Source organism: Rhizobium sp. SU303 (assembly GCF_021052345.1).
Lineage (GTDB): Bacteria > Pseudomonadota > Alphaproteobacteria > Rhizobiales > Rhizobiaceae > Rhizobium > Rhizobium laguerreae.
This window is the reverse complement of record NZ_CP088095.1, coordinates 1,077,425-1,100,966: the sequence shown is the minus strand read 5'-3', so window position 1 is coordinate 1,100,966 and position 23,542 is coordinate 1,077,425. Positions and strand designations below refer to the sequence as shown.

Here is a 23,542-nt window from a genome sequence, read left to right as displayed (position 1 = left end):
AGCCGGGGATTATAAATAGTTAACGGATTTTTACCTTTGCCTCTGGACAAGGCGAATCACCCATGATTCTCTAGGTCAGGTTCGAGCGAGCGGCGCGCGAATCACATGAGGGACAAGGCGAAGAGATGATGGACGTGCGGCGGGCAACCGTGGCCGGAGGACGGCTGCGTGTCGATTTTGACGGGCTGAAAGCCTGGCGCGACAGCCTTTCGGGCCATGCGACATCGGAACCACTTCTCCGTTATCTGCCGAAGGCCGAGCTGGTCTTGAAGCGAGCCATCCCGGCGCTGATCGTTGCCTTCCTCTCCGTCGTCGCCGCCTCGCATTTCTTCGGCATGATGAGCGAATATGGGCGTCTGGAGGCCTCGGCGCGCCATGCCACCGCACTTTCGGCGGCGACCGCCTCTGCTGTGTTTGCCGATGCGGCAGACATCTTCGACAGCGGCGATATCACCGGGGCGCAGGCCCGCCTCGCCAAATACCTGCCGCAGGACCGGCTGGACAGCGGTGCTTTCGTGCTGCTCGTGCAGGCAAGCGGCAAGGTTTTTGCCGCGACCACCGCCGGGCTTTCACATGTTGGCAGCAATGTCGGCGATTTCTTCCCCGAGGTCTCGGCGATCCGGCGCTTCGGCGATCGCGCCGGCGTCATCGAAACGACGATCGGCGGCGTGCCGCACTATGCCGAGATCACGCTGATGGGCAACGCCGGCGGTTATATCGTCGCCGCCACCTCGCTCGACGAGATCGGCCGGCTCTGGCGCGAGGAACTGGCGCTCAACGTGACGCTGTTTGCCGGGATCTCCTCCATCCTGCTCGTCATCCTCTATGCCTACTACACGCAGGTGAAGCGCGCCCGCGACGCCGACGATATCTTCGTGGAATCGAACCTGCGCGTCGAGACGGCGCTGTCGCGCGGCCGCTGCGGCCTCTGGGACTTCGATTTCGAGAACCGCGAATTCTTCTGGTCGCGCTCGATGTACGACATGCTCGGCCTGCCGGGTTCCGACAAGACGATGGGTTTCGGCGAAGCCGCCCGGCTGATGCATCCCGATGACGGCGGGCTCTACGAGATCGCGCGCGCCATCGGCAAGGGCGCCTCCGGCCAGGTCGATCAGATCTTCCGCATGCGCCATGCCGGCGGCCACTATGTCTGGATGCGGGCGCGTGCCCAGGTGATCCGCAGCAATTCCGGCCGTATGCACCTGATCGGCATCGCCATGGACGTGACCGAACAGCATCGGCTCGCCCAGCGCTACGCAGAAGCCGACCAGCGCTTGGCCGACGCCATCGAATGCACCTCGGAAGCCTTCGTGCTCTGGGACAAGAACGATCGGCTGGTCATGTGCAACACGCATTTCCAGCAGGCCTATGGCCTGCCGGACAGCGTGCTCGTGCCCGGCACCGAGCGCTCGACCGTCAATGCCGCCGCCGCCCGGCCTGTCATCGAACGGCGGATTTCCGATGCCGACGGCTCCGGTTATTCGCGTACGACGGAGGTGCAGCTTGCCGACGAGCGCTGGCTGCAGATCAACGAGCGGCGCACCCGCGACGGCGGCAGGGTCTCGGTCGGAACCGACATCACGCTGATGAAACGCCATCAGGAGCGGCTGCGTGAATCCGAGCGCCGGCTGATGGCGACCATCGGCGATCTGTCCGCCTCGCGCCAGACGCTGGAGATCCAGAAGTCCGAGCTTTCGACGGCCAACGCCAACTACCAGGCGGAGAAGGAACGCGCCGAGGCCGCCAACAAGGCGAAGTCGGAATTCCTCGCCAACATGTCGCATGAGCTGCGCACGCCGCTCAACGCCATCCTCGGCTTCTCGGAAATCCTGCAGAACCAGATGTTCGGGCCGCTCGGCTCGCTGAAATATGACGAATATGCCCGCGATATCCATGACAGCGGCAAACATCTGCTCAACGTCATCAACGACATTCTCGACATGTCGAAGATCGAAGCCGGCCATGTCAGGCTGCATTGCGAGCGCATCGATCTTGTGCCGCTGATCGAGGAAAGCCTGCGCTTCACCGCCATGCCCGCGGCTGAAAAGAACATCGTCATCGAACAGCGCATCTGCTCCGGCCTGACATTGATGGCCGACCGCCGGGCGATGAAGCAGGTGCTGCTCAACCTGCTCTCGAATGCGGTGAAGTTCACCGACAATGGCGGCCGCATCGCGGTGCGCACCCGCCGCGTCGATGGTGCCGTCGTCGTCACCATCGCCGACACCGGCATCGGCATTCCACGCTCGGCACTGTCGAAGATCGGTCAGCCCTTCGAGCAGGTGCAGAGCCAATATGCCAAGAGCAAGGGCGGCTCCGGCCTTGGGCTTGCTATCTCCCGCTCGCTGACCTTGCTGCATGGCGGCCGCATGAAGATCCGCTCGCGCGAAGCGGTCGGCACCGTGATCTCGCTGCGCATTCCCGACGATATTTAGGTGTCGGACAAAGGGCCGGAATGATGCGCTCATCCCGGCCCCTAACTGGTCTTCACAGCTAGCTGGCAGCCACAGCCTTTCATTGCGGGTCGACACTGAGTGATGCCGTCAGACGGCAATCTTGCCATCGTCCACTTTGGTGATGGCAACGACAGCAGGTTGCACTGGCATGTCAGGCTTGAAGTCCGGCCAGCGGCTGACGCGGACCGTTTCTCAGAAAAGCAGCGCAAAAACGGCGATCACGCCGTCCTCACTTTTCATTGCTACTTCTTGATCTCGTGAATTTGTCTTTTTTAAACATAGGCTTATCGTACTTCAAGTGATTGTCAACAAATGTCGAACAGTTCGTCGCTGTTTCGGGAGGGCTGAGCACCCGCTAGGGAAACGCTGCACGCAATGTGCTGTCAAAACAATTCAAGGATCAGCGATGTTTTCCATTAAGTCCGCCCTCGTTGCCGGTGTCCTGGCACTTACGTCCTCCACTGCATATGCGCAGACGATCGATGTTCCTACCGGCACCTACCGGGCGGATGTGACCCATACCAACGTTCTGTGGAGCGTCGTCCATTTCGGCCTTTCCAACTATATCGGCCGCTTCGACAAGATTTCCGCGACGCTCGAGCTCGACCCTGCAGACGTTACGAAGTCGAAACTAACGGCAACCATCGATCCGGCTTCGGTCAGCACAAACTATCCGGCAAGCGACAAGAGCTTTGATGCAGAGATTGCCAGTGAGATGTTCTTTGATGCGGCCAAGTTCAGCGAGATCACTTTCGTTTCCACGGCCATCGACGTCAAGGACGGCAAGACCGGAACCGTCACCGGTGACCTGACGTTCCACGGCGTCACCAAGCCCGTCACGCTCGACGTTACCCTGAACGCAGCGCTCAACCCGCACCCGATGTCCAAGAAGCCGACCGTCGGCTTTTCAGCAACTGGCGTGATCAAGCGCTCCGATTTCGGCGTCGCCGCTTTGGTCGGTCCTGTCAGCGACGACGTCAAACTGACGATCGAAACCGAGTTCGTCGCCCAGTAGGAGTCGTTGCCGGTGCAGCCCGACATCGTCGGGTTGCGCCGGCTCTTTTGCGTTCCCATTGAGACGACTGGAAGTCACCCATGTCAGCTACACATTCGGTCCGGGCCTACAGTATGGGTGCAATGATCCTGCACTGGCTCATCGCTGCGCTCATCCTGACCCAGCTTGCCATGGGTTTTCTGATGAGCCGCGTGGAGAGCGTTCCAGATACGCTGCGTTTTGCGATGTTCCAGTGGCACAAGACGTTCGGCATCGCGGTCCTAACCTTGACGATCGCCCGCATCGCCTGGCGCCTGTTCCACACGCCGCCCGCGCATGCGCCGATGAGGCGGGCGGAACAGGTCGCGGCCGGCATCGTCCATGCACTGTTCTATGCGCTGATGCTGGTCGTGCCTTTGACCGGCTGGCTGCTGGTGTCGGCGTCCTCTACAGGCATTCCCACCCTTCTGTTTCTCTCCGATACCCTGGTCTGGCCACATCTGCCCATTCCGGTCTGGATGCGCGCAACGGTTGAGGCAGCGTCCGAGAATGCGCATGTCATTCTGGCCTATGGTTTCGGGTTGCTTCTGGTTCTGCATGTGGCCGGGGCGCTCAAGCATTCGGTGATCGACCGGATGCCGTCCTTTTCGCGAATGATACCTGTCGGCTGGCTGCGCCGGATGCCCTCCTCCGCAATCGGCGTGCTGGTCTCCGTCGTTCTGGCACTGTGCTTTATCAGCGGCGGATTGTTGATCTGCAGAACGGGCGGCGCTGCATCCGTCAATGCCGCGGACCTTGGATCGACTGAAGCATCGCCATCCGGCTGGGTGATCGATAAAACGAAGTCTGCACTGACCTACACGATCAATTTTTCCGGAACGCCGACTGCCGGCACGATCGGAAAATGGGACGCATTCATCGAATTCGATCCGGACAATCTTGGCGCCGCCAAGGCGCGGATTGCCATAGATGCCGCCTCCATCGATTTCGATAATTCATTCGTCAGGCCGAATATCGGCGGCGACGACGGCCTGCAGACGGCCACCCATCCGCTGGTGGAGGTTGTGCTCGACCATTTCGAAACGGCGGGCGAGGCCTATTTCGGCAAGGGCAATGCCCTTGTCCGTGGTGTGACGGTGCCCGTGTCGGTCCCGTTTACGATGCAGCGCGACGGGGCGGGACGGGCCATCGTTGCCGGCACGGCGGAACTGGATCGTCTGGCCCTTGGACTTGGCGTGCAGAATGACGGAAAGGGTGAATGGCTCGACAAGGTCATCCGCGTAACCTTCAAGCTCGAAGCGACGCCGTCCGGGCCGACGAGCTAAGCCGGAAAGTCGTTGGCGCCCCCGGATTCCTTGAAGAAAGAACAACCTGTAATCTCGATCTAGGGTAGATGAAGCTGTCATCCTCGCCAATGATATCGAGTACGGGTTGTCTGCAGCCGTCTTTGGTCGTGATGTTGCACGAGCGTGCAGGTTGCGGGCCGCATCGATACAGGTATCTGCCACATGAACGATCCCACCGTACATGACGAGGCACAAATGCCCCTTGGTGGTGTAAAGCCGGCCGGAATTGGGCACGTTGGCGGAAAGCGGGTATCGCCGAATTCACGGATTTGCGCTGGATCACCAGTGCATCCCGAAGAACAGCCGCGGCAAGGTCTGGAAGTTTACACAGAGACTTTGCCGCTCCATTTTATTTAGCAAGCGGTCTCAGAGTAATCGGCGATCCAGGGTCACGACCAGAGCCGACCTTCGTCAGCCGTCCGATGCGGCGGTGAAAACCGCCAATTGAGCCGCGAAAGCACGCTTGTATGCCGGCCGAGCTTCGGCCCGGGCGACATAGGCGGAGAGGTTCGAATATTCCTCCAGTATGCCTGATCCTTTCAACCTGAGAAGCACCGTCACCATCAGCAAGTCGCCGGCGCTGAACGCACCATCGAGCCAGTCGGCATCGCCAAGACGACGGGAGAGGTCAGTCAGCCGTTTCCGGATGCTGTCCTCAAGGCCGGAAAGGCGCTGATCGTACCAAGGCTTATCGCGCTCGAGGATCGTGACGAGAGCGCGGTCGAAGATCGGCGGTTCCACGGTGTTGAGCGCGGCAAACATCCATGTGAGCGCGCGTGCCCTGGCATTCGCATCGTCCGGCAATAGGCCCGCATGGCGCTCGCCGATATGAAAGACGATCGCTCCGGACTCGAACAGTGCGAGATCGCCTTCTTCATAGGTCGGGATCTGCCCGAAAGGCTGCAGTGCGAGATGGGCGGGTTCTCTCATCGTCTTGAACGAAACAAGACGAACGTCGTAAGGCTGGCCCACTTCTTCGAGCGCCCAGCGAACGCGCATGTCACGCGCCAGACCCCTGCCGCGATCGGGCGACCGTTCAAAGGCGGTGATAGTAATCGTCATTGGTGTTCTCCATCGCTAATCCGCCTTGAAGACGACTGGCTGAACGCGATTCCGACAGGCTATATCGAGATATCCCGCGGTCGTTCGATCTGATTTGAGATCATGCCTTCACGGCATCCAGGAATATTTTCCGGACCGCTTTCGACAGCCGCTTCACCTCCGCTTCCAGTGCCTTGATGTCAGGGCAGTCGCCGGCGCGGCAGACGAGCTCGACGAGGCCCGCCGGCGCATCCTTCGGATCGAACAGACCGTCGACGGAGAGGCGGATCAGCTGCGAAAGTCCGGTATAAAGCGCGAAAGCCTCGAGGCATATGTCGAGATCGAGTGGCGCCATCAGCGTTTCGCCAAGCACCTTCAGGGCCTCGCCGGTGCTCATCCCATTGACGGCAATGCCGACGCCCCTGGTCGGTGCGATCAGCGCCAGATACTGGGCGATGAATTCGAGATCGATGACGCCGCCGGGAATGAGCTTCAGGTCCCACGGGCCGGAGGGCGGCTTTTCCTTGTCGATCAGTTCGCGCATCTCGGCTACATCATGCGCCACCTTGGCAATATCGCGATCGGCCGACAGCACCTCGCGCACGATAAGTTCCGCCTCGGCGATCAGGCTCTCATTGCCGCAAATCAGCCGGGCGCGGCTGAGTGCCATATGTTCCCAGGTCCATGCCTCTTCGCGCTGATACTTGCCGAAGGCATTGATGCGGGTGGCGACCGGTCCCTTGTTGCCGGATGGGCGCAGCCGCATGTCGACCTCATAAAGCACACCTTCGGCGGTCGGCGCCGACAAAGCGGCCATCAGCCTCTGGGTGATGCGGGTGAAGTAACGCGTCGCATCGAGCGGCTTCGGCCCGTCGGATTCAGAAGCCGCATCGTCATAATCATAGAGCAGGATCAGATCGATATCGGAACCGGCCGTCAGCTCGAAACTGCCGAGCTTGCCCATGCCTGCGACCGCAATGCGCCCGCCGGGATAGTCGCCGTGTGCTGCCCGCATCTCGCCGACCACGGCATCGAGTGCCGCCGCAATGATGAGGTCGGCGAGATGGGTGAAGGCGCGTGCGGCCATCACGCCGTTGATCGCGCCTGTGAGCAGGCGGATGCCGATCAGGAAGCGCTGCTCGGCGGCGAAGATGCGCAGCCGGTCGAGCACCTCTTCATAGTGGCGGGCCTGGGCAAGCGAGCCCTTCAGCCGTTCACCGAGATAATCGCGCGTCGGCAGTTCGGCCATCAGGCCGGGATCGAGCATGCCGTCGAAGACGTGCGGCTTGGCGGCGATCACCTCGGCAAGCCGGGGTGCCGAGGACATGATGTTGACGATCAGAGACAGCAGCGCCGGGTTGCTGCCGAGCAGCGAGAACAGCTGGATGCCGGAGGGAAGGCCGGAGATGAAACTGTCGAAGCGCAGCAGCGCCTCGTCGGCACGTTTGCTTTCGCCGAAGACCCGCAGGAGCTCCGGCGCCAGCTCCGTCAGCCTTTCACGCGCCTCGACCGATTGCGTCGCCCGGTAGCGGCCATAGTGCCAGGTGCGGATGATACGGGAAATATCGGACGGCCTGGTAAAACCGAGTTTCTTCAGCGTCTCCAGCGTGTCCGGGTCGTCGCCCTGGCCGGTGAAGACGAGATTTCCGGCGTCGGTGGAAAGCCTGCTCTCCTGCTCGAAGAGGTGGGCATAACGCCGCTCGACCGTCTTCAGCACGCCGACCAGCCGTTCGGAGAAGCTCGGCGTGTCGGAAAAGCCCATCATGAAGGCGATGCGCTTCAGGTCGGCATCCGTCTCCGGCAGCAGGTGGGTCTGCTCGTCGCGCACCATCTGGATGCGATGCTCGACATCGCGCAGGAACCAGTAGGCCTCCGTCAGTTCGTCACGGGTCTCCGCGTCGATCCATTTCGCCTTGGTGAGTTCACCGAGCGTCTCCTCTGTCGCCCGGCCGCGCAATGCCGGCATGCGGCCGCCGGCGATCAGCTGCTGCGTCTGGACGAAGAATTCGATCTCGCGAATGCCGCCGCGGCCGAGCTTGACGTTATGACCCTTGACCGCAATGGCGCCGTGGCCCTTATGCGCGTGGATCTGCCGCTTGATCGAATGGATATCGGCAATCGCCGCGTAATCGAGATATTTGCGGAAGACGAAAGGGGCGAGCCCGCGCAGGAAATCACGGCCTGCGGTCAAGTCGCCGGCAACGGCGCGCGCCTTGATGAAGGCTGCCCGTTCCCAATTCTGGCCCCTGCCCTCGTAATAGATCATCGCCGCATCGACCGGGATCGCCAGCGGCGTCGAGCCGGGATCGGGGCGCAATCTGAGATCGGTGCGGAAGACGTAGCCATCGGCTGTCCGCTCCTGCAGGATGCGCACCAGCCGCCGCATCATCCTCGGGAAGACCTCGATCGCGTCATCCGGGTCAGGCACGATGCCGGCCTGTTCGTCGAAGACGACGACGAGGTCGATATCGGAGGAATAGTTGAGTTCGGATGCGCCGAGTTTGCCCATGCCGAGCACGATCAGCCCGGAGCCGTCGCTCGGTGCCGCCAGATCCCGCAGCCTGAGCTTTCCACCCTCATGCGCCGAAAGCAGCAGATGATCGATGGCGCCGGCAACCGACGCTTCGGCAAGCTGGCTCAGCCAGTCCGTCGTCGCTCGGCCGTCGAAGATGCGCGCAAGATCGGCGAGTGCGACGAGGAAGGCCACCTTGCGCTTGATGATACGCAGCCTGCTCATCACTACGGATTCGGCAGGTGCAGCCCCCTCCTCATCCGGCCGCCAGCAGCGCCGCGCCTCGGCGACCAGCGCCTCGATCTGCGGCTCCAGCGGCTGGGTGATGGCACCGGCGAGGATGGCGGGATCGAGATTGACGATTTCACGCAGATAGGGCGACAGCGTCAGCACGGCTGCAATGAAATCGCGAAGCGGGCCTTCCGTCTTCAGCATCGCAGCCACCGACGGCTCGTGTCCGCCGGCCTCCTGAAGGTCGGCCAGCGCCAGCTTCAACTCCGCCTGGTTCAGCGGACGTAGCAGCCCTTCGGCCACATCCTTCAGGCCATGCGTCGATTTCGTCAGCATGCGCTCTCCCTGCTTTAGCGCCTAAAGGAACGGTCCCGCAGAATCGCGGAAAACGCCTCCTTCGACCGGCATTAAACTAGGGTCCTGGCGGCAAACCGCCAATATACGATTCAACCGATCGTATTTCGGTGGAAAAAGCTTAGGCAGCCTTGGCGGGGAAGATCATGCTGACGGTCAATCCGCGCTTTTCAGGTTTGTCGGGATCGGTATCGGAGAGTTCCAACCGGCCGTTGTGCAGCTCCATCACCGCTTCCACCAGCGAAAGCCCGAGCCCTGTTCCCGGCTTCGATCGGCTTTCATCGAGGCGGACGAAGCGCTTCACCACGTCGTCGCGCCTGTCGGCTGGAACGCCCGGTCCATGGTCGGCCACCGAAAGGCAGATGCCATCCGGGCGGCGGGCAAGCTTCAGCGTTACCTTGCCCGCCCCTTCCGTATCGGAGGAATATTTGATGGCATTGTCGAGCAGATTGAAGATTGCCTGGCCGATCAGCTCGCGATTGCCCTGCACCTCGACATCCGGCTCGATGCTGGAGCTGAGGCCGAGCCCGGCCTCCTCCGCCGCCGGCTCGTAAAGCTCGGCGCTGTCGGCGACGATGGCCGAAAGCTCGACCGGCGACATCTCGGCGGCGACCGACCCGGCCTCGACGCGGGAGATCATCAACAGCGCGTTGAAGGTGCGGATCAACTGGTCCGATTCGGAAATGATGCCTTCCAGCGCGGTGCGCCGCGCCTCGCCATCGGCGACACCGAGCGCATCGGCCGCCTTGTTGCGCAGCCGCGTCAACGGCGTCTTGAGATCGTGGGCGATGTTGTCGGAGACCTGCCGCAGTCCCTCGTTCAGCTTCTCGATGCGCTCCAGCATGGTATTCAGCGACATCGACAAGCGGTCGAATTCATCGCCGGATCCGCCCACCGGCAGGCGCTGCGACAGGTCGCCGGCCATGATCTTCTTGCTGGCATCCGACATGCGGTCGATGCGTTTCAGCGCGTTGCGGCCGATGCCGAACCAGATGATGATGGCGCCGAGCCCCATGACCGCCAAGGCCACCATCAGCGCCTGGCGCACCAGCAGACGGAAACGCTCGGGGTCGCCGAGGTCGCGGCCGATCAGGATTCTGAGGCCATTGTCGAGCACGAAAATATTGGCGATTGCCTTGTGGCGGCGCTCGACACCCCCGCCGTCAGTATAGCGTTGGTAGCCGAAGGGCGCGGAGGTCCAGCCGATCTCCTCGAAGACACCCGGCTGCACCGAGGCGACGTTGCCGGCGAGAATATCGCCGGAGGGACCGGCGATGATGTAGAGGTTGGCTCCAGGCTGGCGTGCACGCCGCTCCATCGTGCGCAGGAGAAGGTTCATGCCGCCGGTGTCATAGGCGCGCTGCACCTGCTCCACCTCCTGCCTGACGGCGTCGCGGATCTGGCCCGTCAGCAGCCGCTCCGACATCGCCGTCACATAGAAGACGAGCGTCGCGGCGCAGATGGCGAAAAGGAGAATGTAGAGTGCCGAAAGGCGGACTGCTGTGGACTTGAAGAGAACCCTGAAACGGCTCATCCCTCATCCTTGATCATGTACCCCGCGCCGCGAATGGTCTTCAGGAGCGGCTGGTTGTAGTCCTTTTCAATCTTCGAGCGCAGGCGCGAGACATGAACGTCGATGACGTTGGTCTGCGGGTCGAAGTGATAGTCCCAGACATTTTCGAGCAGCATGGTGCGGGTCACCACCTGGCCCGCATTCTTCATCAGATATTCCAGCAGGCGGAATTCGCGCGGCTGCAGCGGGATCTCCTTGCCGCCGCGGCGCACCTCATGGGAGAGCCGGTCGAGTTCGAGATCGCCGACGCGATAGACGACGTCTTGATCCGGCGTGCCCTTGCGGCGGCCGAGCACCTCGACGCGCGCCAGCAACTCGCTGAAGGCATAGGGCTTCGGCAGGTAGTCGTCGCCGCCGGCGCGAAGACCGGTCACGCGGTCATCGACCTGGCCGAGCGCCGAGAGGATGAGGACCGGCGTATGAATGGCCTTGCGGCGCAACTCGCTGATGACGGAAAGCCCGTCCCGGCGCGGCAGCATGCGGTCGATGACGATGACGTCGTAGGTATTTTCCGACCCCATGAACAGGCCGCTCTCGCCGTCGCTGGCGTGATCGGCAACGATACCCGCCTCGCGGAAGGCTTTCGTGAGGTAGGCGGCAGCCTCGAGATCATCTTCGATGATGAGAATCTTCATGCGGCCGACATTACCCGCCGGCTGCGTTTCGGCAAGGCTCAAAGCATCTTCCTGCGGGGCGGCGCTCATCGTGATCATCCTTCAAAAGGCAGAAGAATCGAGCCGCGCGGAGTTTCGTCCGCACGGCTCCAAGTTGTCTTAGGGATCAGCCCTGGCCGTTGATCGGAAGCGCTACGAAACGGCTTCCTTCACTGGACTGTATCTGGAAGAGCGCGCGGGTGCGCCCGTCCTTCTTTGCCTGGTTCAGCACCTTGACGATATCGTCGGCGCTGGAGACCTCCTGGTTGTTGACCGAGGTGATCTTTTCGCCTTCCTTGATGCCCTTGTCAGCGGCGTCGGAGTTCGGATCGATGTCTGTTATCGCCAGGCCCTTGCCGTCGTCAGACGGGCCGACCGTCAGGCCGAGATCGGCAAGCGCCTTTTCGGAAGCCGGTGCCTCAGGCTGCTGCGGCTGATTGCTGTCATCGGCGGACGCATCCTTCTGGTCGATCGGCAACGTGCCGAGTTCGACGGTGAGAGGCTGGGCCTTGCCGGCGCGCCAGACCGAAAGCTCGACCTTGCTGCCCGGCTGCATCGCGCCGATGCGGCGGCTGAGATCACGCGCATCCTTGATCGTCTCACCGTTCAGCGCGGTGACGACGTCGCCGGCCTTCATGCCGGCCTTGTCACCCGGCGATCCGGCCTGCGGGGCGACGACAAGGGCGCCGCTCGGCTCGGAGAGACCGATGGATTCGGCGATATCCTTGGTCACCGGCTGGATCTGGACACCCAGCCAGCCGCGCGAGACCTGGCCGTCCTTCATCAGATCGGCGACGACGTCCCTGGCGGTCGAGGCGGGAATGGCGAAGGCGATGCCGACGCTGCCGCCCGACGGCGAGAAGATTGCGGTGTTGATGCCGACGACTTCGCCGCTGAGATTGAAGGTCGGGCCGCCGGAGTTGCCGCGGTTTACCGCGGCATCGACCTGCAGGTAATCGTCATAAGGACCGGAGCCGATATCGCGGCCGCGGGCCGAGACAATGCCGGCCGTGACCGTGCCGCCGAGGCCGAAGGGGTTGCCGACGGCAACGACCCAGTCGCCGACGCGGACGTTGTTGTCGTCTGCCCAGTTGACGTAGGTGAACTTCTTGCCCTTGCCGTCGACCTTCAGCACGGCGAGGTCGGTGCGCGGATCCTTGCCGATCAGCTTGGCATCGAGCTCGGTGCCGTCATTCGTGACAGCGACGAAGGCCTGGCCATCAGAAACGACGTGGTTGTTGGTGACGATATAGCCGTCCTCGGAGATGAAGAAGCCGGAGCCCTGGGCGACGGGGCGGAGGCGACCCTTGCCGCCCGGACCACCATTCGGGCCGTTCTGGCCGAAGCGCCTGGAATGGCCCTGCTGATCATTCGGATCCTGGCCGAACTGCTTGAAGAACCGCTTCAGCGGATGATCATCGGGAAGGTCGTCGAAGCCGCGGCCGTTGAAATCGAAGGAGAAGCCGTCATTGTTGTTGTCGGAGACGGGATTGACGCGGTTTTCGACCCGGACGGAAACGACGGCCGGCGAAACGGCGTCGACGACATTGGCGAAGCTCGGAACGGCAGGCGCCTGAACCTTGACAGCTTCGGCATAAGACCGGGTGATTTCGAGCGGAACGCCGGTTGCGAGCACAGCGGCTGCGATACCGGCGACGGTAGAAGCCTTGAGCACAGTAGCGAGGGACGGACGTCCGTTGAAATTCTTGAGCATTGGAGCACCTTCTCTTGTTCTTAGATCTTCAGACCGGCGACGCCGGATCAGTCGATGACGAAAGATATAGGACGCCGCACCTTACTGCGAACTGTCCGGCCAATGAAAAGTTCGTAATGTTTGCAAGATTTGCTTTCGGCCAAACGTGCCGCCGGCCTCTCTGGCGGCCAGAAATGCCCGGCTGCCGGCTCAGCCTGGTCGATTATTTCTTCAGAAGCTCGCTCAGCTTCGCCTGCTCGTCTGCCGTCAGCTTGCTGCCGGTCGGCTTGCCGGCCCTCTTGCGCGCAAAGACCAACAATGACAGCCCGCCGGCAAGGACCAGCAGCACCGGCGCACCCCAGAGCAGCACCGTCTTCATGCTGACACGCGGCTTCAACAGCACGAACTCGCCGTAGCGCGAGACGATATAGTTCAGCACTGCCTCGTCGCTATCGCCATCGGAGATGCGCTCGCGCACCAGCAGGCGCAAGTCCTTGGCCAGATCGGCGTTGGAATCGTCGATCGACTGGTTCTGGCAGACCATGCAGCGCAGTTCCGCCGAAAGGGCGCGGGCGCGCGCTTCGAGCGCCGGATCGGCCAGCACCTCGTCCGGATTGACGGCAAAGGCGGGGGCTGCCATCAGCACCACAACGACAGCCAGGAGCAGACGCCGCATCATTCCGCCGGCTCCATTGCGGGAGCTGCCGGCTTCGCCTTGCGGCGCGGCGCGCCGACACGCAGGCGCCGGTCGCTGAGCGAGACGAGGCCTCCGAAGGCCATGAACACCGCTCCGCCCCAGATGCAGAGAATGAACGGCTTCCACCAGATGCGCACGACGATACCACCGTCCTTGGTGGCGTCACCCAGGGAAACATAGAGCTGGCTGAGCCCGAAGGTCAGGATGCCGGCCTCCGTCGTCGGCATCTGGCGGGCAGTGTAGAGGCGCTTGGCCGACCAGGTATCGGCAACTGCGACACCGGCGCGCCGGATGGTGAAGTGGCCGCGGTCCTCGGTATAGTTCGGCCCGGTCCCCGGCTGCATGCCGTCGAAATGCAGGCTGTAACCGCCGGCCTCGGTCACCTGCCCCGGCTTCATCTCGATGACGTGCTCCGTCTCAAACGTCGTAACCGCGACGATGCCGAGCACGGTGACGCCGAGCCCGGCATGGGCAAGTGCGGTGCCGAAGGCCGAGCGCGGCAGGCCGGAAAGCCGGCGCCAGGCAAGGCTTCCCGCGACCTTACCGATGCCGGCGCGGTACCAGAGATCGGCGATCGCACCGAAGATGAGGAACAGCCCGGCAGCGAGGCCGAGCACCGAAAGCACCGGCCCGCCATGTTCGATATAGAAGAAGGCCAGCGCGGCAAGGAAGGCCAGACCTGCGACGACATAGAGCCGCTGCAGGGCACCGAGCAGATCGCCGCGCTTCCAGGCAAGCATCGGCCCGAAGGGCACGATGACGATCAGCGGCGCCATCAGCAGGCCGAAGGTCAGGTTGAAGAAGGGCGCTCCAACGGAAATCTTGTCGCCGGTCAGCGTTTCCAACAGCAGCGGATAGAGCGTGCCCGTCAGCACCGTGCCGCAGGCGACCGTCAGGATCAGATTGTTGACGACAAGCGCGCCTTCGCGCGAGATCGGCGCAAACAGCCCGCCTGCCGACAGCTTCGGCGCGCGGAAGGCAAAGAGCGACAGCGCCCCACCGATGAAGATCAGCAGGATGCAGAGAATGAAGACGCCGCGGGAGGGGTCGCTGGCAAAGGCATGCACAGAGGTCAGCACGCCGGAGCGCACCAGGAAGGTGCCCATCAGTGACAGCGAGAAGGTGAGGATCGCGAGCAGTACCGTCCAGATCTTCAGCGCCTCGCGCTTTTCCATGACGAGCGCCGAATGCAGCAGTGCGGTGCCGGCGAGCCACGGCATGAAGGAGGCGTTTTCCACCGGGTCCCAGAACCACCAGCCGCCCCAGCCGAGCTCGTAATAGGCCCAGTAGGAGCCCATGGCGATGCCAAGCGTCAGAAAGGTCCAGGCCGCCAGCGTCCAGGGCCGCACCCAGCGTGCCCAGGCGGCGTCGATGCGCCCTTCCAGGAGGGCCGCGACGGCAAAGGAGAAGCAGACGGAGAAGCCGACATAACCGAGATAAAGCAGCGGCGGGTGGATCGCGAGGCCGACATCCTGAAGAACCGGATTGAGATCGCGGCCCTCGGCCGGCGCCGGATCGAGACGGAGGAAGGGATTGGAGGTCAAAAGAATGAACAGCGTGAAGGCGACCGAAATCCAGGCCTGCACGGCCAATACATTGGCCTTCAGCGTCTCCGGCAGATTGCGGCCGAAGACGGCGACCAGCGCGCTGAACAGCGTCAGGATCAACAGCCAGAGCATCATCGATCCCTCGTGATTGCCCCAGACGCCGGAATATTTATAGAGCAGCGGCACCAGTGAATGCGAATTCTCCCAGACGTTCTCGACCGAGAAATCCGAGACGACATGTGCATAGGTCAGCACGGCGAAGGAGAAGGTGACAAGCGCAAACATCGCCAGCGAACCGATCGTCGCCACATCCATCATCGCCCGGTCGTGACGACGGGCTCCGATCACCGGCACGATGGAAAGGATGAGCGCCGTGGCGAGCGCCAGCACCAGCGCGTAATGGCCGATCTCGATGATCATTGCGTCGCCTTCACTTCCTGCGCTTGGCTTTCCTTTCCTGGGCCTTGCTTCCCAGGACCTTCCTGGCCTTGGCCTTCCTTCCACAGCCCCTGGGCTTTGAGCCTGTCGGCCACGTCCTTCGGCATATAGGTCTCGTCATGCTTGGCAAGCACGGTGTCGGCGACGAAGACGTTCGTTCCAGCGGCAAACATGCCTTCGGTGACGACGCCCTGGCCCTCGCGGAAGAGATCGGGAAGGATGCCGGTATATTTGACCTTCACGGCATTGGTGCTGCCGTCGGTGACGGCAAATTCCACCGTCGAGCCGGTGCCGCGCACGACACTGCCCTCGCCGACCAGCCCGCCGAGGCGGATGCGGGTTTCCGGCGCCACCGGCGTCTTGGCGAGATCGGCCGGCATGTAGAAATAGGCGACCGACTGGCTGAAGGCGAACATGACCAGCAGCACGGCGGCGAGGATGAAGCCCATGCCGCCCGCAATCACCGCCAGGCGCTTCTGCTTGCGCGTCATTGCGTCGCTTCCTCCGTGGCTATGCCGAGTTCCCTGGCAAGCGCCAGCAATTGCCTGCCCTGTTCGCCGGGCGGCGGAAAGGCCGCAAGCCCGCGCTTCAGAGCGCCGGCGGCACGATCCTTGTCGTTCAATACGGCGTAAGAGCGGACGAGCCGCATCCATCCATCGAAATTGTTCGGATCCTCGCTGAGCTTGGCGTCGAGGCTCTCGACCATGCCGCGGATCATTTGCTGCCGGTCGCCGGCGCTCATAGTCTCGGCCGCCGCCACATCCTGCTGCGTAGGATTACCGGGGGTCGCCGGATTGGCACCTGCCGGCGCGCCGCCGTTCGTGGCGATATGCTGGTTGACCAATGGCAGCCAGGGCGCATCGGCGGGCGATTGTTTAGCCAGTGCCTCGAAGGCCTTGCGCGCCTCATCGGGCCGTCCCGCCTGCTCCATGCTGAGGGCGATGTAAAAGCGGGCACGCGGATTGTCAGGTTCGAGCGTCAGCGACTGTTCCAGCACTTGCCGCGCCTCGTCGGTCACCACGCCGTCGGAGACCGCCATCAGCGTCTCGGCAAGGCCATCGAGCCGGACGGGGCTTGGGCCGAGAAGCCGGATGGCATTGCGATAAGCCACTTGCGCGTCGTTGACGCGCATCGTGCGGAAATAGATCGGCGCCAGCACGTCCCAGCCCTTGCCGTCATCGGGCTGCTCAGCCAGGTGCCGTTCCGCCTTGGCGATCAGCACCGCCACGTCGTTGCCAGGGTTTTCCAGCCGCGCTTCCAGCGGCTGCGAGGGCAGGTCCGGCCTGCCCGTCGTCAAATAAAGACAGAGCCCGAGAACCGGCAGGACCAGGAGGACGAAGGCCTCGGTGAAACGGTGATGGCGTGCGGGTTTCGGCGTCTCAGCCGGCTCGTCGGCAGAGACGGCGATCAGTCGCCGGCCGATTTCCGCCCTGGCGTAATCGGCCTCCTCCGGGGTGATCAGCCCGCCGTCGAGATCGCGGTCGAGTTCGCGCAACTGGTCGCGGTAGACCGCCGCCTCGCCGGCACGGATATTATTCGCCGCCTTCGCTCCGCGCAGAAGGGGGTAGAGCAGGATGACGGCGAGGGCTGCCGTCAAAGCGGCAACGAGAATCCAGAACAGCATATCGCCCAAATACGTGAAGCGTGCCGTCATTCCAACTGCCAAAGCCGGAATGACGAAGATTTGAGGCTAGCGCATAACCCCGAGAATCGGAATCGATTTTCGGAAAGGATCATGCGCCATTTAAAGTGATAGAGCGTCTTTAGCGCGTCCTGTCGGACGCGCGGCGCTCTATTGGCCGCAATTCAGAGCGGCGACCAGCTGCCGTCGTCGTTGCGGCAGGCAGCGCCGCGCACCACGGTGTCCTTGCCGTCGACGGTCAGCGTATGGGTATATTGCCGGCAGTTCTGCGAACCGACCTGATAGGGTGCCGCCGCGACCACCTTGCCGGTCACGTCCTTACCGGTCCAGAGCATCGGCTGGCCGACTGCCGCCCCTTCCAGCGCCCGATATTCCGCCTCGAGCGCCCGCTGCTTGTCGCTGTCGGTCAAGCTCACGCCGCTGCGGCCGACGATGCCGCCCTGGAGCGCGGTGATGAAGGCGGCCGATGCCGAGGGCTTGCTCGAAAAAATGCCGCGCGAAGCGGCACTCTTCGTCGTCGTGCAGCCGGATAGCGCGACGGCGACGAGAAGAGCGGAAACGATCATGCCTTGCGAGCGTAAAATCATTGCGTCGAACCACGATCAGGGGTCAATTTCAGCCGATCGAAGTGCAGCGTCCCCGTGTCAGCATTAAGGCAAAGCATGCTATACATTTGCCAGTATCTTTGTGACATCAAGCAGTTGCTCATGCAACATCCTTTGTGACGCCGGGCAGGATAAGCTTTGCCTTCAGCCCGCCCCATTCACCGCGGGAAAGCTCGAGCCGTCCCTGGTACTCGTTGGAAATCTCGGTGACGATCGAAAGGCCGAGCCCGGTTCCGGGTTTGCTTTCGTCGAGCCTGCGGCCGCGCTTCAGCGCCTCGCGGATCTGGTCCGGCTCCAGGCCCGGCCCGTCATCCTCGACGGCGAGCTCCACCCAGTGGCGGCGCGCGCTCGCCTCCACCCCCTTCACATCCTCGCCGGCCTCGACGGCCGAAAGCCGCACCCTGCTTTTGGCAAAACGCGCCGCATTTTCCAGGAGATTGCCGACGGTCTCCTCGAGATCCTGCTGCTCCATGGCAACGGCCAGATGCGGCGGCGAGACGACGAGATCGAATTCGGTATCGACGTTCAGCCGGCGCATGACGCGCACCAGCCGCTCCAGTGCCGGCTCGGCCTCGGTGCGGGCGAGCACGGATTCTCGTTGCGCGGCGATACGCGCCCGATTGAGATAGGACTGCACCTGCCCCTGCATCGCTTCCGCCTGGCTGCGCACCAGCTCACCATGGGATTTTTCGAGCACGCGCGCCTCGTTGAGAAGCACGGCGATCGGCGTCTTCAGCGAATGCGCGAGATTGCCGACCTGCATACGTGCGCGCTCGACGATGCGGCGGTTGCTGTCGATCAGCGCGTTTACCTCGTTGGCGAGCGGCAGGATTTCGCGCGGGAAGTCGCCCTTCAGTTGCTCGCTCTCGCCGGCGCGGATGCGCTCCAGCGCGGCACGTGCCTTGTCGAGCGGCTTCAGGCCGTAGAGAATCGCCAGCGCGTTGACGATCAGGCTGCCGACGCCGAAACCGGCGAGCGCCAGATAAAGGCTGTGGGAAAAGGTGCGCACGTCGTCTTCGACGACATCGACATTGCCGGTGACCCGGACGCGCGCCGCACGCCCGTCGGTATCGAGCACCACTTCGGTCTCGGCCACCTGCACGCGGTTCCCGGAGGCATCCGTCACCTGATAATAGCGCTCGTAATTCTTGTCGAAGGGCGCTTCGACGACGGAGGGAACCGGAATGAGCGCCGAGCCCAGCGAAGGCGACACCAGCGGTGCCGTCGTATAGGTGCCGAGCGGCTCCACCACCCAGTACCAGCCGGTCTTCGGCTGGGCAAAACGCAGATCGCCGAGCTGCGGGCTGCCACTGAGCGCGCCCTGATCGCCGATCGTCACCGAATTGATGACATTATAGAGCTGCGCCCGCAATAGATCCTGGAAACCGCGTTCGGCGCTCTTGCGGTAGAGGGTGGAGATCAGCAGACCGATCACCACCAGCGCCACCGTCGACCAGACCGTGGTCAGCAACAACACACGTGCGGTGAGCGACTTAATTCGCATGTTTCGGCGCTTGGATACGGTAACCGAGACCGCGCACCGTTTCGATCAGATCGACCCCCATTTTCTTGCGCAGGCGCCCGACAAAGACCTCGATGGTGTTGGAATCACGGTCGAAATCCTGGTCGTACATGTGCTCGACCAGTTCCGTGCGCGAGACGACCTCGCCCATGTGATGCATGAGATAGGAAAGCAGGCGATATTCGTGCGAAGTCAGCTTCAGCGTCGTGCCGTTGACTGTCGCCTTCGAGGATTTGGTATCGAGCCGCACCGGCCCGCAGATGATCTCGGATGAGGAATGCCCGGCCGCACGCCGGATCAGCGCCCGAATGCGCGCCAGCACTTCCTCGACATGGAAGGGCTTGGTAACGTAGTCGTCGGCACCGGCGTCGATGCCTGCGACCTTGTCGCTCCAGCGGTCGCGCGCCGTCAGGATCAGCACCGGCACGCCGCGGCCGGCGCCGCGCCATTTTTCAAGAACGGTGACCCCGTCCATCTCCGGCAGGCCGATATCGAGGATGATGGCGTCATAGGGTTCGGTGTCGCCAAGAAAATGGCCTTCCTCGCCGTCGAACGCCTGGTCGACGACATAGCCCGCCTCCTTCAGCGTGTCGGCCAGCTGCCGGTTCAGATTAACGTCGTCTTCGACTACCAGGATGCGCATCGGTCCGCCTTCGTCCGCTTCAAATCGATCAATTGTGCTGAATAAGCCGCTTCCGCCTACATCGGAACCTTTACCGTGACTTTGCGTGGGCGCTGGCCATTCCCCTGCACAAGAACGGTGATGATGCAGGTATCGCCCACCGGTTGCACGGACAGGAGCTGGCCGCCAGTCTGTTCGACGACCTGGGCTGCGGCGGCGCTGCAATCGCCTCCGATACGCACGACAAAAGTGCTCGTGGCGTCCGGTGAGGGCGCCGATACCACCAGTCCGGCGGCCAATGCTGCGACGCTCAGAGGAAAGGCCATGTGTTATGCTTTCAAGGTAATGCCAACTTGCCCCGAATATGTACTCACGCGACCTGAATGGCAAATGAATGCGCTGTAATGCAGGGTGTTTAGAACTGTTCTCGACTGTTCCGGGCAGCCGGTTTCAGCGCCTGTAAACCGCCGCCGCAGCAAGCTCCGGCGGCCGCCGTTGCGTCCAAGAACGAACCCTCAACCTTGGGATCCACGCATTCTCTATCACCTCAGGTAAAGGCGGAAAGCCGGCGGGACCGACACCACAGTCTCTGTCTGCGAATCGGCCGCGCGCTTCTCTTTCCTGCCGCTCGCAGCTTTCACCGGCCGGTTGAAACTGTTATGTCCTTGCTGCCCCACATTTCAGACCGTTTCAGCACCAATGCCAAAATCCTCCCGCTTCCGCTCGGCGCAGACGGTCACCGTCCTTGCCGTTACCCAGCTGATCGGCTGGGGCACGACCTTCGACATGCTCGGGGTCATGGGCCGCGTCGTGGCGCCGGATCTTGGCCTGGCGAACGAAGTGGTGTTTGCCGGCCTGACGATCATGATGGTGGTCAGCGCCATCGTTGGTCCGGCGACCGGCCGCTGGCTCGACCGCTATGGTGCTGCCCGGGTGCTTTCGGCCGCCTCGCTGACCTTTGCGCTTGGCCTGCTTCTGCTGGCTGCCGCAAACGGCATCGTGCTCTATGCCGGCGCCTGGATCATCATCGGCATCGGCGGCGCGTTCGGCCTTTCGGCACCGGCCTATACCGCCGTCGTCGAGCGCGAAGGGGCGAACGGCAAACGCGTCATCGCCATCCTGATGCTGTTCACCGGGCTTTCGAGCGCCATCTTCTGGCCGATTCTCAGCCTGCTCAACGAGGCGGTCGGCTGGCGCCTCACCTTCCTGATCTGTGCGGCGCTGCAATTCTTCGTCTGCCTGCCGCTGCATCTTTTCGCCCTGCCGAAGGCGATCGCAACATATGTCGACGGCGGCACAGCCGAAATCGCCCCGGTGCCACTGTCGAAGGCCAAGCAGCGCAAAGCCTTTCTGCTGATCGCCGCGGCGACGACGATCTCGACCTTCGTCACCTTCGGGATCTCGCCATCGCTGCTCGAAATCTTCCGCCAGTCCGGCGCTTCGCCGGCCTTTGCGCTGCAGCTCGGCTCGGCACGCGGCATCCTTGGCATCTCAGCACGTTTCCTCGACATGCTGCTCGGCCGGCGCGGCAACCCCATGCTCAGCGCGGCCATGGGTATCAGCCTGATGATGGTGAGCTTCGTTATTATGCTGGTTGCCAGCCCGTCGACGCCGTTGCTCGTCACCTTCGTCCTGTTTTACGGGTTCGGGACCGGCGTCATGACCGTCGCCCGCGCGCTGCTGCCGCTGGCACTGTTCTCACCGCGCGAATTTGGACTGCAATCGGCCCGGCTGTCGCTGCCGCAGAATCTCGCCAACGCCATTGCCCCTGTCATCTTCACCGCCATCCTCGACCGCGCCGGCACCGGCCCGGCGCTCGCCGCCTGCGCCGTTCTGGCGGCATCGTCGCTGATCTTCGTGTTGATGCTGATGGCGCTGGTGCGCGGCGCCCGTGCGTCGGAATCAGCCATTCTTAATATTTCCTGATTATCATCCACGCATGGACGAGAGCGGCTTTCCGTCCACCCGCTGCGGCCGGCCCTACCATGAATAAGCAGCCGCTTTTGACGAATCTTTTGAATCGCTTGCCGCCGCTTTTTCGAAAATTGAGTCCGGCGGCTCAGAAATTGACCCAGCTTCGCGACGATCCGAATCCGGAAAACCATCCATCCATCTGAAATTCAACGGAATGTAGCTTTGCGGTCGGATGCTTGCGGAATTCAGAGCGGCCGCGTCACCGCCGTGCGGCTGTCGTAATCGGCGGCGATGCGCTTTTCGCGGAGCGGCCGCACGCGATCGATCGAGAGCTGATAATCGGGATGCGCCTTGTAGGCGGCAAGGGCCGCCTCGTCGTCGAATTCTCCATAGACTACGAGATCGATCTCGGTGCCCAGCTGATCGGTCTTCACATTGGTGCCGATTTCCAGCAGCCGCGCGTGCGGAATGCCGGTCAGTATAGAAAGCCCGGCCCTCACCTCCTGCAGATGTTCCTCCTGCACGGTGAAGAAGACGATATGACGGATCACGCGGAAGCTCCTGTCAGATTTATCAAAATGATGGAGCGACCCTGGCGCATCCTATCGGACGCGCCGCACTCCAGCTGTCAGCCGGGCGATAACATGCGCGCCCCAGGCCTTCAACCGCGCGAGCATGCCACGGGCCGCATCGGGACGTATCGCCGCATCGAAGACCATGGCGTAGGCGGCGAGCTTTTCCGCCCGGTCTGTGCCATTGACGATGCGGCGCGCATTCACCCAGTCCGCGGTCGTCGCGTTCAGGTGATCGGCGAGCTTGTGGCCGGTAAAGCTGCCCTGCAGCATGCCTTCGATCAGGATCGTCACCGCCGCATCCATCTCCATCGCCCGGTCGGGATCGGCAACGAGGTCGATCCCCGTCAGCACACTCATCGCCTCGTAGTTCCGCTTGTGGGTGAGCTGCACCAGGCCGCGTCCGAGCCAGCTGCGGCCATCCTCGTCCGGCCGCCAATAGGGCGTCTTCACCCAGGAGAGCCGGCCTGCGGCAAAGGCCGTCTCGAGGATCTCGACCGCGCGCACATCGCTTTCCGCCAGCGTCTCGCGCACCGGCTGCATCGTATAAGCGGTCTCGTGGTAAGCGGTTGCGAGGATATAGGCGAGCCACCGCCGGTCGGCATCGGCAAACCGTTCCTCCCAGGCGTCGAGGATCGCCGTGATACCCACTACCTGAGGCTGCGTCAGCTCTCCCTTGAAGAGTCCGTGCCGCACAACATCGAAAAAGAATGCCCGGTCCATGTGGACAACCATTCCGCGCTTCCCTCAAATATCAAGGTTAAAACTATCTTAATCGATTAAATTCGATTTAATCGTTTAAAGTGTTTAAGCTACTGATTTACACGCCTTTTGTCTTGTGCAATGCATCTTCCTGCCCTGAAGCCTTACCACGAAAAGAGGGACTTCCGATGCAGACATCCGCCAATGCCCCAACCACCATTCCCCAGCATGTCGTCGACCAGATGGAAAACGAATGGCGCCAGGTTCGCCCTGAACGGGAAAATACGCGCCCGGCCCAGCAGCCTCAACAGCAACGCTGAAATAGACGCAAAGCGGTACCGATATAAGCTCGAGCGCCGCCCTAGCGCCCGATCAATGCCCCGGCCAGTCACTCGTGGCCGGGTGAATTTTTTCATAGGTACAATAAA

General features: G+C 62.5%; 20 protein-coding genes and 1 pseudogene. 6 read left to right on the top strand and 15 right to left on the bottom strand.

Annotation, left to right across the window (positions count from 1 at the left end; genetic code table 11):
- The first annotated feature begins 125 nt into the window (after positions 1–125).
- The 4 genes and pseudogenes from RlegSU303_RS05570 to RlegSU303_RS05555 all read left to right on the top strand — a co-directional run.
- On the top strand, positions 126–2,435 hold the full coding sequence (locus tag RlegSU303_RS05570) for a PAS domain-containing sensor histidine kinase (RefSeq protein WP_065279398.1): 2,310 nt from the start codon (positions 126–128) through the stop codon (positions 2,433–2,435).
- Between the two features lie 427 nt (positions 2,436–2,862).
- On the top strand, positions 2,863–3,471 hold the full coding sequence (locus RlegSU303_RS05565; RefSeq protein ID WP_131629185.1) for a YceI family protein: 609 nt from the start codon (positions 2,863–2,865) through the stop codon (positions 3,469–3,471).
- Between the two features lie 80 nt (positions 3,472–3,551).
- The gene (locus tag RlegSU303_RS05560) at positions 3,552–4,775 is read left to right on the top strand and encodes a cytochrome b/b6 domain-containing protein (RefSeq protein ID WP_131629184.1); all 1,224 of its coding nucleotides are present in this window, start codon (positions 3,552–3,554) and stop codon (positions 4,773–4,775) included.
- Positions 4,776–4,839: 64 nt separating this feature from the next.
- Positions 4,840–5,080: pseudogene (locus tag RlegSU303_RS05555) on the top strand (aldehyde dehydrogenase family protein); the annotation flags it as partial.
- 127 nt (positions 5,081–5,207) lie between these two features.
- On the opposite strand, the gene RlegSU303_RS05550 reads toward RlegSU303_RS05555, so the two are convergent.
- The 13 genes from RlegSU303_RS05550 to RlegSU303_RS05490 all read right to left on the bottom strand — a co-directional run bounded on the left by RlegSU303_RS05550 (position 5,208) and on the right by RlegSU303_RS05490 (position 20,252).
- Positions 5,208–5,858 carry a glutathione S-transferase family protein gene (locus RlegSU303_RS05550; protein WP_231283563.1) on the bottom strand — a complete coding sequence of 217 codons (651 nt, stop codon included), beginning with the start codon at positions 5,856–5,858 and terminating at the stop codon, positions 5,208–5,210.
- Between the two features lie 100 nt (positions 5,859–5,958).
- On the bottom strand, positions 5,959–8,916 hold the full coding sequence (locus tag RlegSU303_RS05545; protein ID WP_231283562.1) for a bifunctional [glutamine synthetase] adenylyltransferase/[glutamine synthetase]-adenylyl-L-tyrosine phosphorylase: 2,958 nt from the start codon (positions 8,914–8,916) through the stop codon (positions 5,959–5,961).
- Between the two features lie 139 nt (positions 8,917–9,055).
- Positions 9,056–10,468 carry a sensor histidine kinase gene (locus RlegSU303_RS05540; RefSeq protein ID WP_231283561.1) on the bottom strand — a complete coding sequence of 471 codons (1,413 nt, stop codon included), beginning with the start codon at positions 10,466–10,468 and terminating at the stop codon, positions 9,056–9,058.
- On the bottom strand, positions 10,465–11,220 hold the full coding sequence (locus tag RlegSU303_RS05535; protein WP_020485979.1) for a response regulator transcription factor: 756 nt from the start codon (positions 11,218–11,220) through the stop codon (positions 10,465–10,467). Before RlegSU303_RS05535 ends, RlegSU303_RS05540 begins: the two co-directional genes overlap by 4 nt.
- Positions 11,221–11,287: 67 nt before the next feature.
- Positions 11,288–12,874, bottom strand: a complete 1,587-nt coding sequence (locus RlegSU303_RS05530; protein ID WP_231283560.1) for a Do family serine endopeptidase — start codon at positions 12,872–12,874, stop codon at positions 11,288–11,290.
- Between the two features lie 202 nt (positions 12,875–13,076).
- Positions 13,077–13,532, bottom strand: coding sequence for a cytochrome c-type biogenesis protein (locus tag RlegSU303_RS05525; protein WP_131621993.1), 456 nt, complete (start codon positions 13,530–13,532; stop codon positions 13,077–13,079).
- On the bottom strand, positions 13,529–15,517 hold the full coding sequence (locus RlegSU303_RS05520; RefSeq protein WP_151518766.1) for a heme lyase CcmF/NrfE family subunit: 1,989 nt from the start codon (positions 15,515–15,517) through the stop codon (positions 13,529–13,531). The genes RlegSU303_RS05525 and RlegSU303_RS05520 overlap by 4 nt, the downstream gene beginning before the upstream one ends.
- Positions 15,514–16,026 carry a cytochrome c maturation protein CcmE gene (gene ccmE / locus RlegSU303_RS05515; RefSeq protein ID WP_131621998.1) on the bottom strand — a complete coding sequence of 171 codons (513 nt, stop codon included), beginning with the start codon at positions 16,024–16,026 and terminating at the stop codon, positions 15,514–15,516. The genes RlegSU303_RS05520 and ccmE overlap by 4 nt, the downstream gene beginning before the upstream one ends.
- The gene (gene ccmI / locus RlegSU303_RS05510) at positions 16,023–17,159 is read right to left on the bottom strand and encodes a c-type cytochrome biogenesis protein CcmI (RefSeq protein ID WP_445944756.1); all 1,137 of its coding nucleotides are present in this window, start codon (positions 17,157–17,159) and stop codon (positions 16,023–16,025) included. Before ccmI ends, ccmE begins: the two co-directional genes overlap by 4 nt.
- 182 nt (positions 17,160–17,341) lie before the next feature.
- The gene (locus RlegSU303_RS05505) at positions 17,342–17,764 is read right to left on the bottom strand and encodes a lipA protein (protein ID WP_017959685.1); all 423 of its coding nucleotides are present in this window, start codon (positions 17,762–17,764) and stop codon (positions 17,342–17,344) included.
- A 118-nt stretch (positions 17,765–17,882) separates the two neighbouring features.
- The gene (locus RlegSU303_RS05500; RefSeq protein WP_017959684.1) at positions 17,883–19,286 is read right to left on the bottom strand and encodes a sensor histidine kinase; all 1,404 of its coding nucleotides are present in this window, start codon (positions 19,284–19,286) and stop codon (positions 17,883–17,885) included.
- Complete coding sequence (locus RlegSU303_RS05495) at positions 19,276–19,947, bottom strand: response regulator transcription factor (protein WP_003546765.1); 672 nt, start codon at positions 19,945–19,947, stop codon at positions 19,276–19,278. The genes RlegSU303_RS05500 and RlegSU303_RS05495 overlap by 11 nt, the downstream gene beginning before the upstream one ends.
- A gap of 56 nt (positions 19,948–20,003) precedes the next feature.
- Complete coding sequence (locus tag RlegSU303_RS05490) at positions 20,004–20,252, bottom strand: hypothetical protein (protein ID WP_003557930.1); 249 nt, start codon at positions 20,250–20,252, stop codon at positions 20,004–20,006.
- A gap of 373 nt (positions 20,253–20,625) precedes the next feature.
- Here RlegSU303_RS05490 and RlegSU303_RS05485 point away from each other — a divergent pair, with 373 nt between their 5' ends.
- Entirely contained in the window at positions 20,626–21,852 is a 1,227-nt protein-coding gene (locus RlegSU303_RS05485; RefSeq protein WP_222283468.1) for an MFS transporter, read from the top strand.
- Positions 21,853–22,085: 233 nt separating this feature from the next.
- On the opposite strand, the gene RlegSU303_RS05480 is transcribed toward RlegSU303_RS05485, so the two are convergent.
- Both RlegSU303_RS05480 and RlegSU303_RS05475 read right to left on the bottom strand, forming a co-directional pair.
- On the bottom strand, positions 22,086–22,391 hold the full coding sequence (locus RlegSU303_RS05480) for a Dabb family protein (protein ID WP_003546748.1): 306 nt from the start codon (positions 22,389–22,391) through the stop codon (positions 22,086–22,088).
- A gap of 51 nt (positions 22,392–22,442) precedes the next feature.
- Positions 22,443–23,147, bottom strand: a complete 705-nt coding sequence (locus tag RlegSU303_RS05475) for a hypothetical protein (RefSeq protein ID WP_131644968.1) — start codon at positions 23,145–23,147, stop codon at positions 22,443–22,445.
- A 155-nt stretch (positions 23,148–23,302) separates the two neighbouring features.
- On the opposite strand from RlegSU303_RS05475, the gene RlegSU303_RS34210 reads away from it, so the two are divergent.
- Positions 23,303–23,434: a hypothetical protein gene (locus RlegSU303_RS34210; protein WP_257785305.1), complete on the top strand. Its 132-nt coding sequence runs from the start codon at positions 23,303–23,305 to the stop codon at positions 23,432–23,434.
- Positions 23,435–23,542 lie beyond the last annotated feature (108 nt).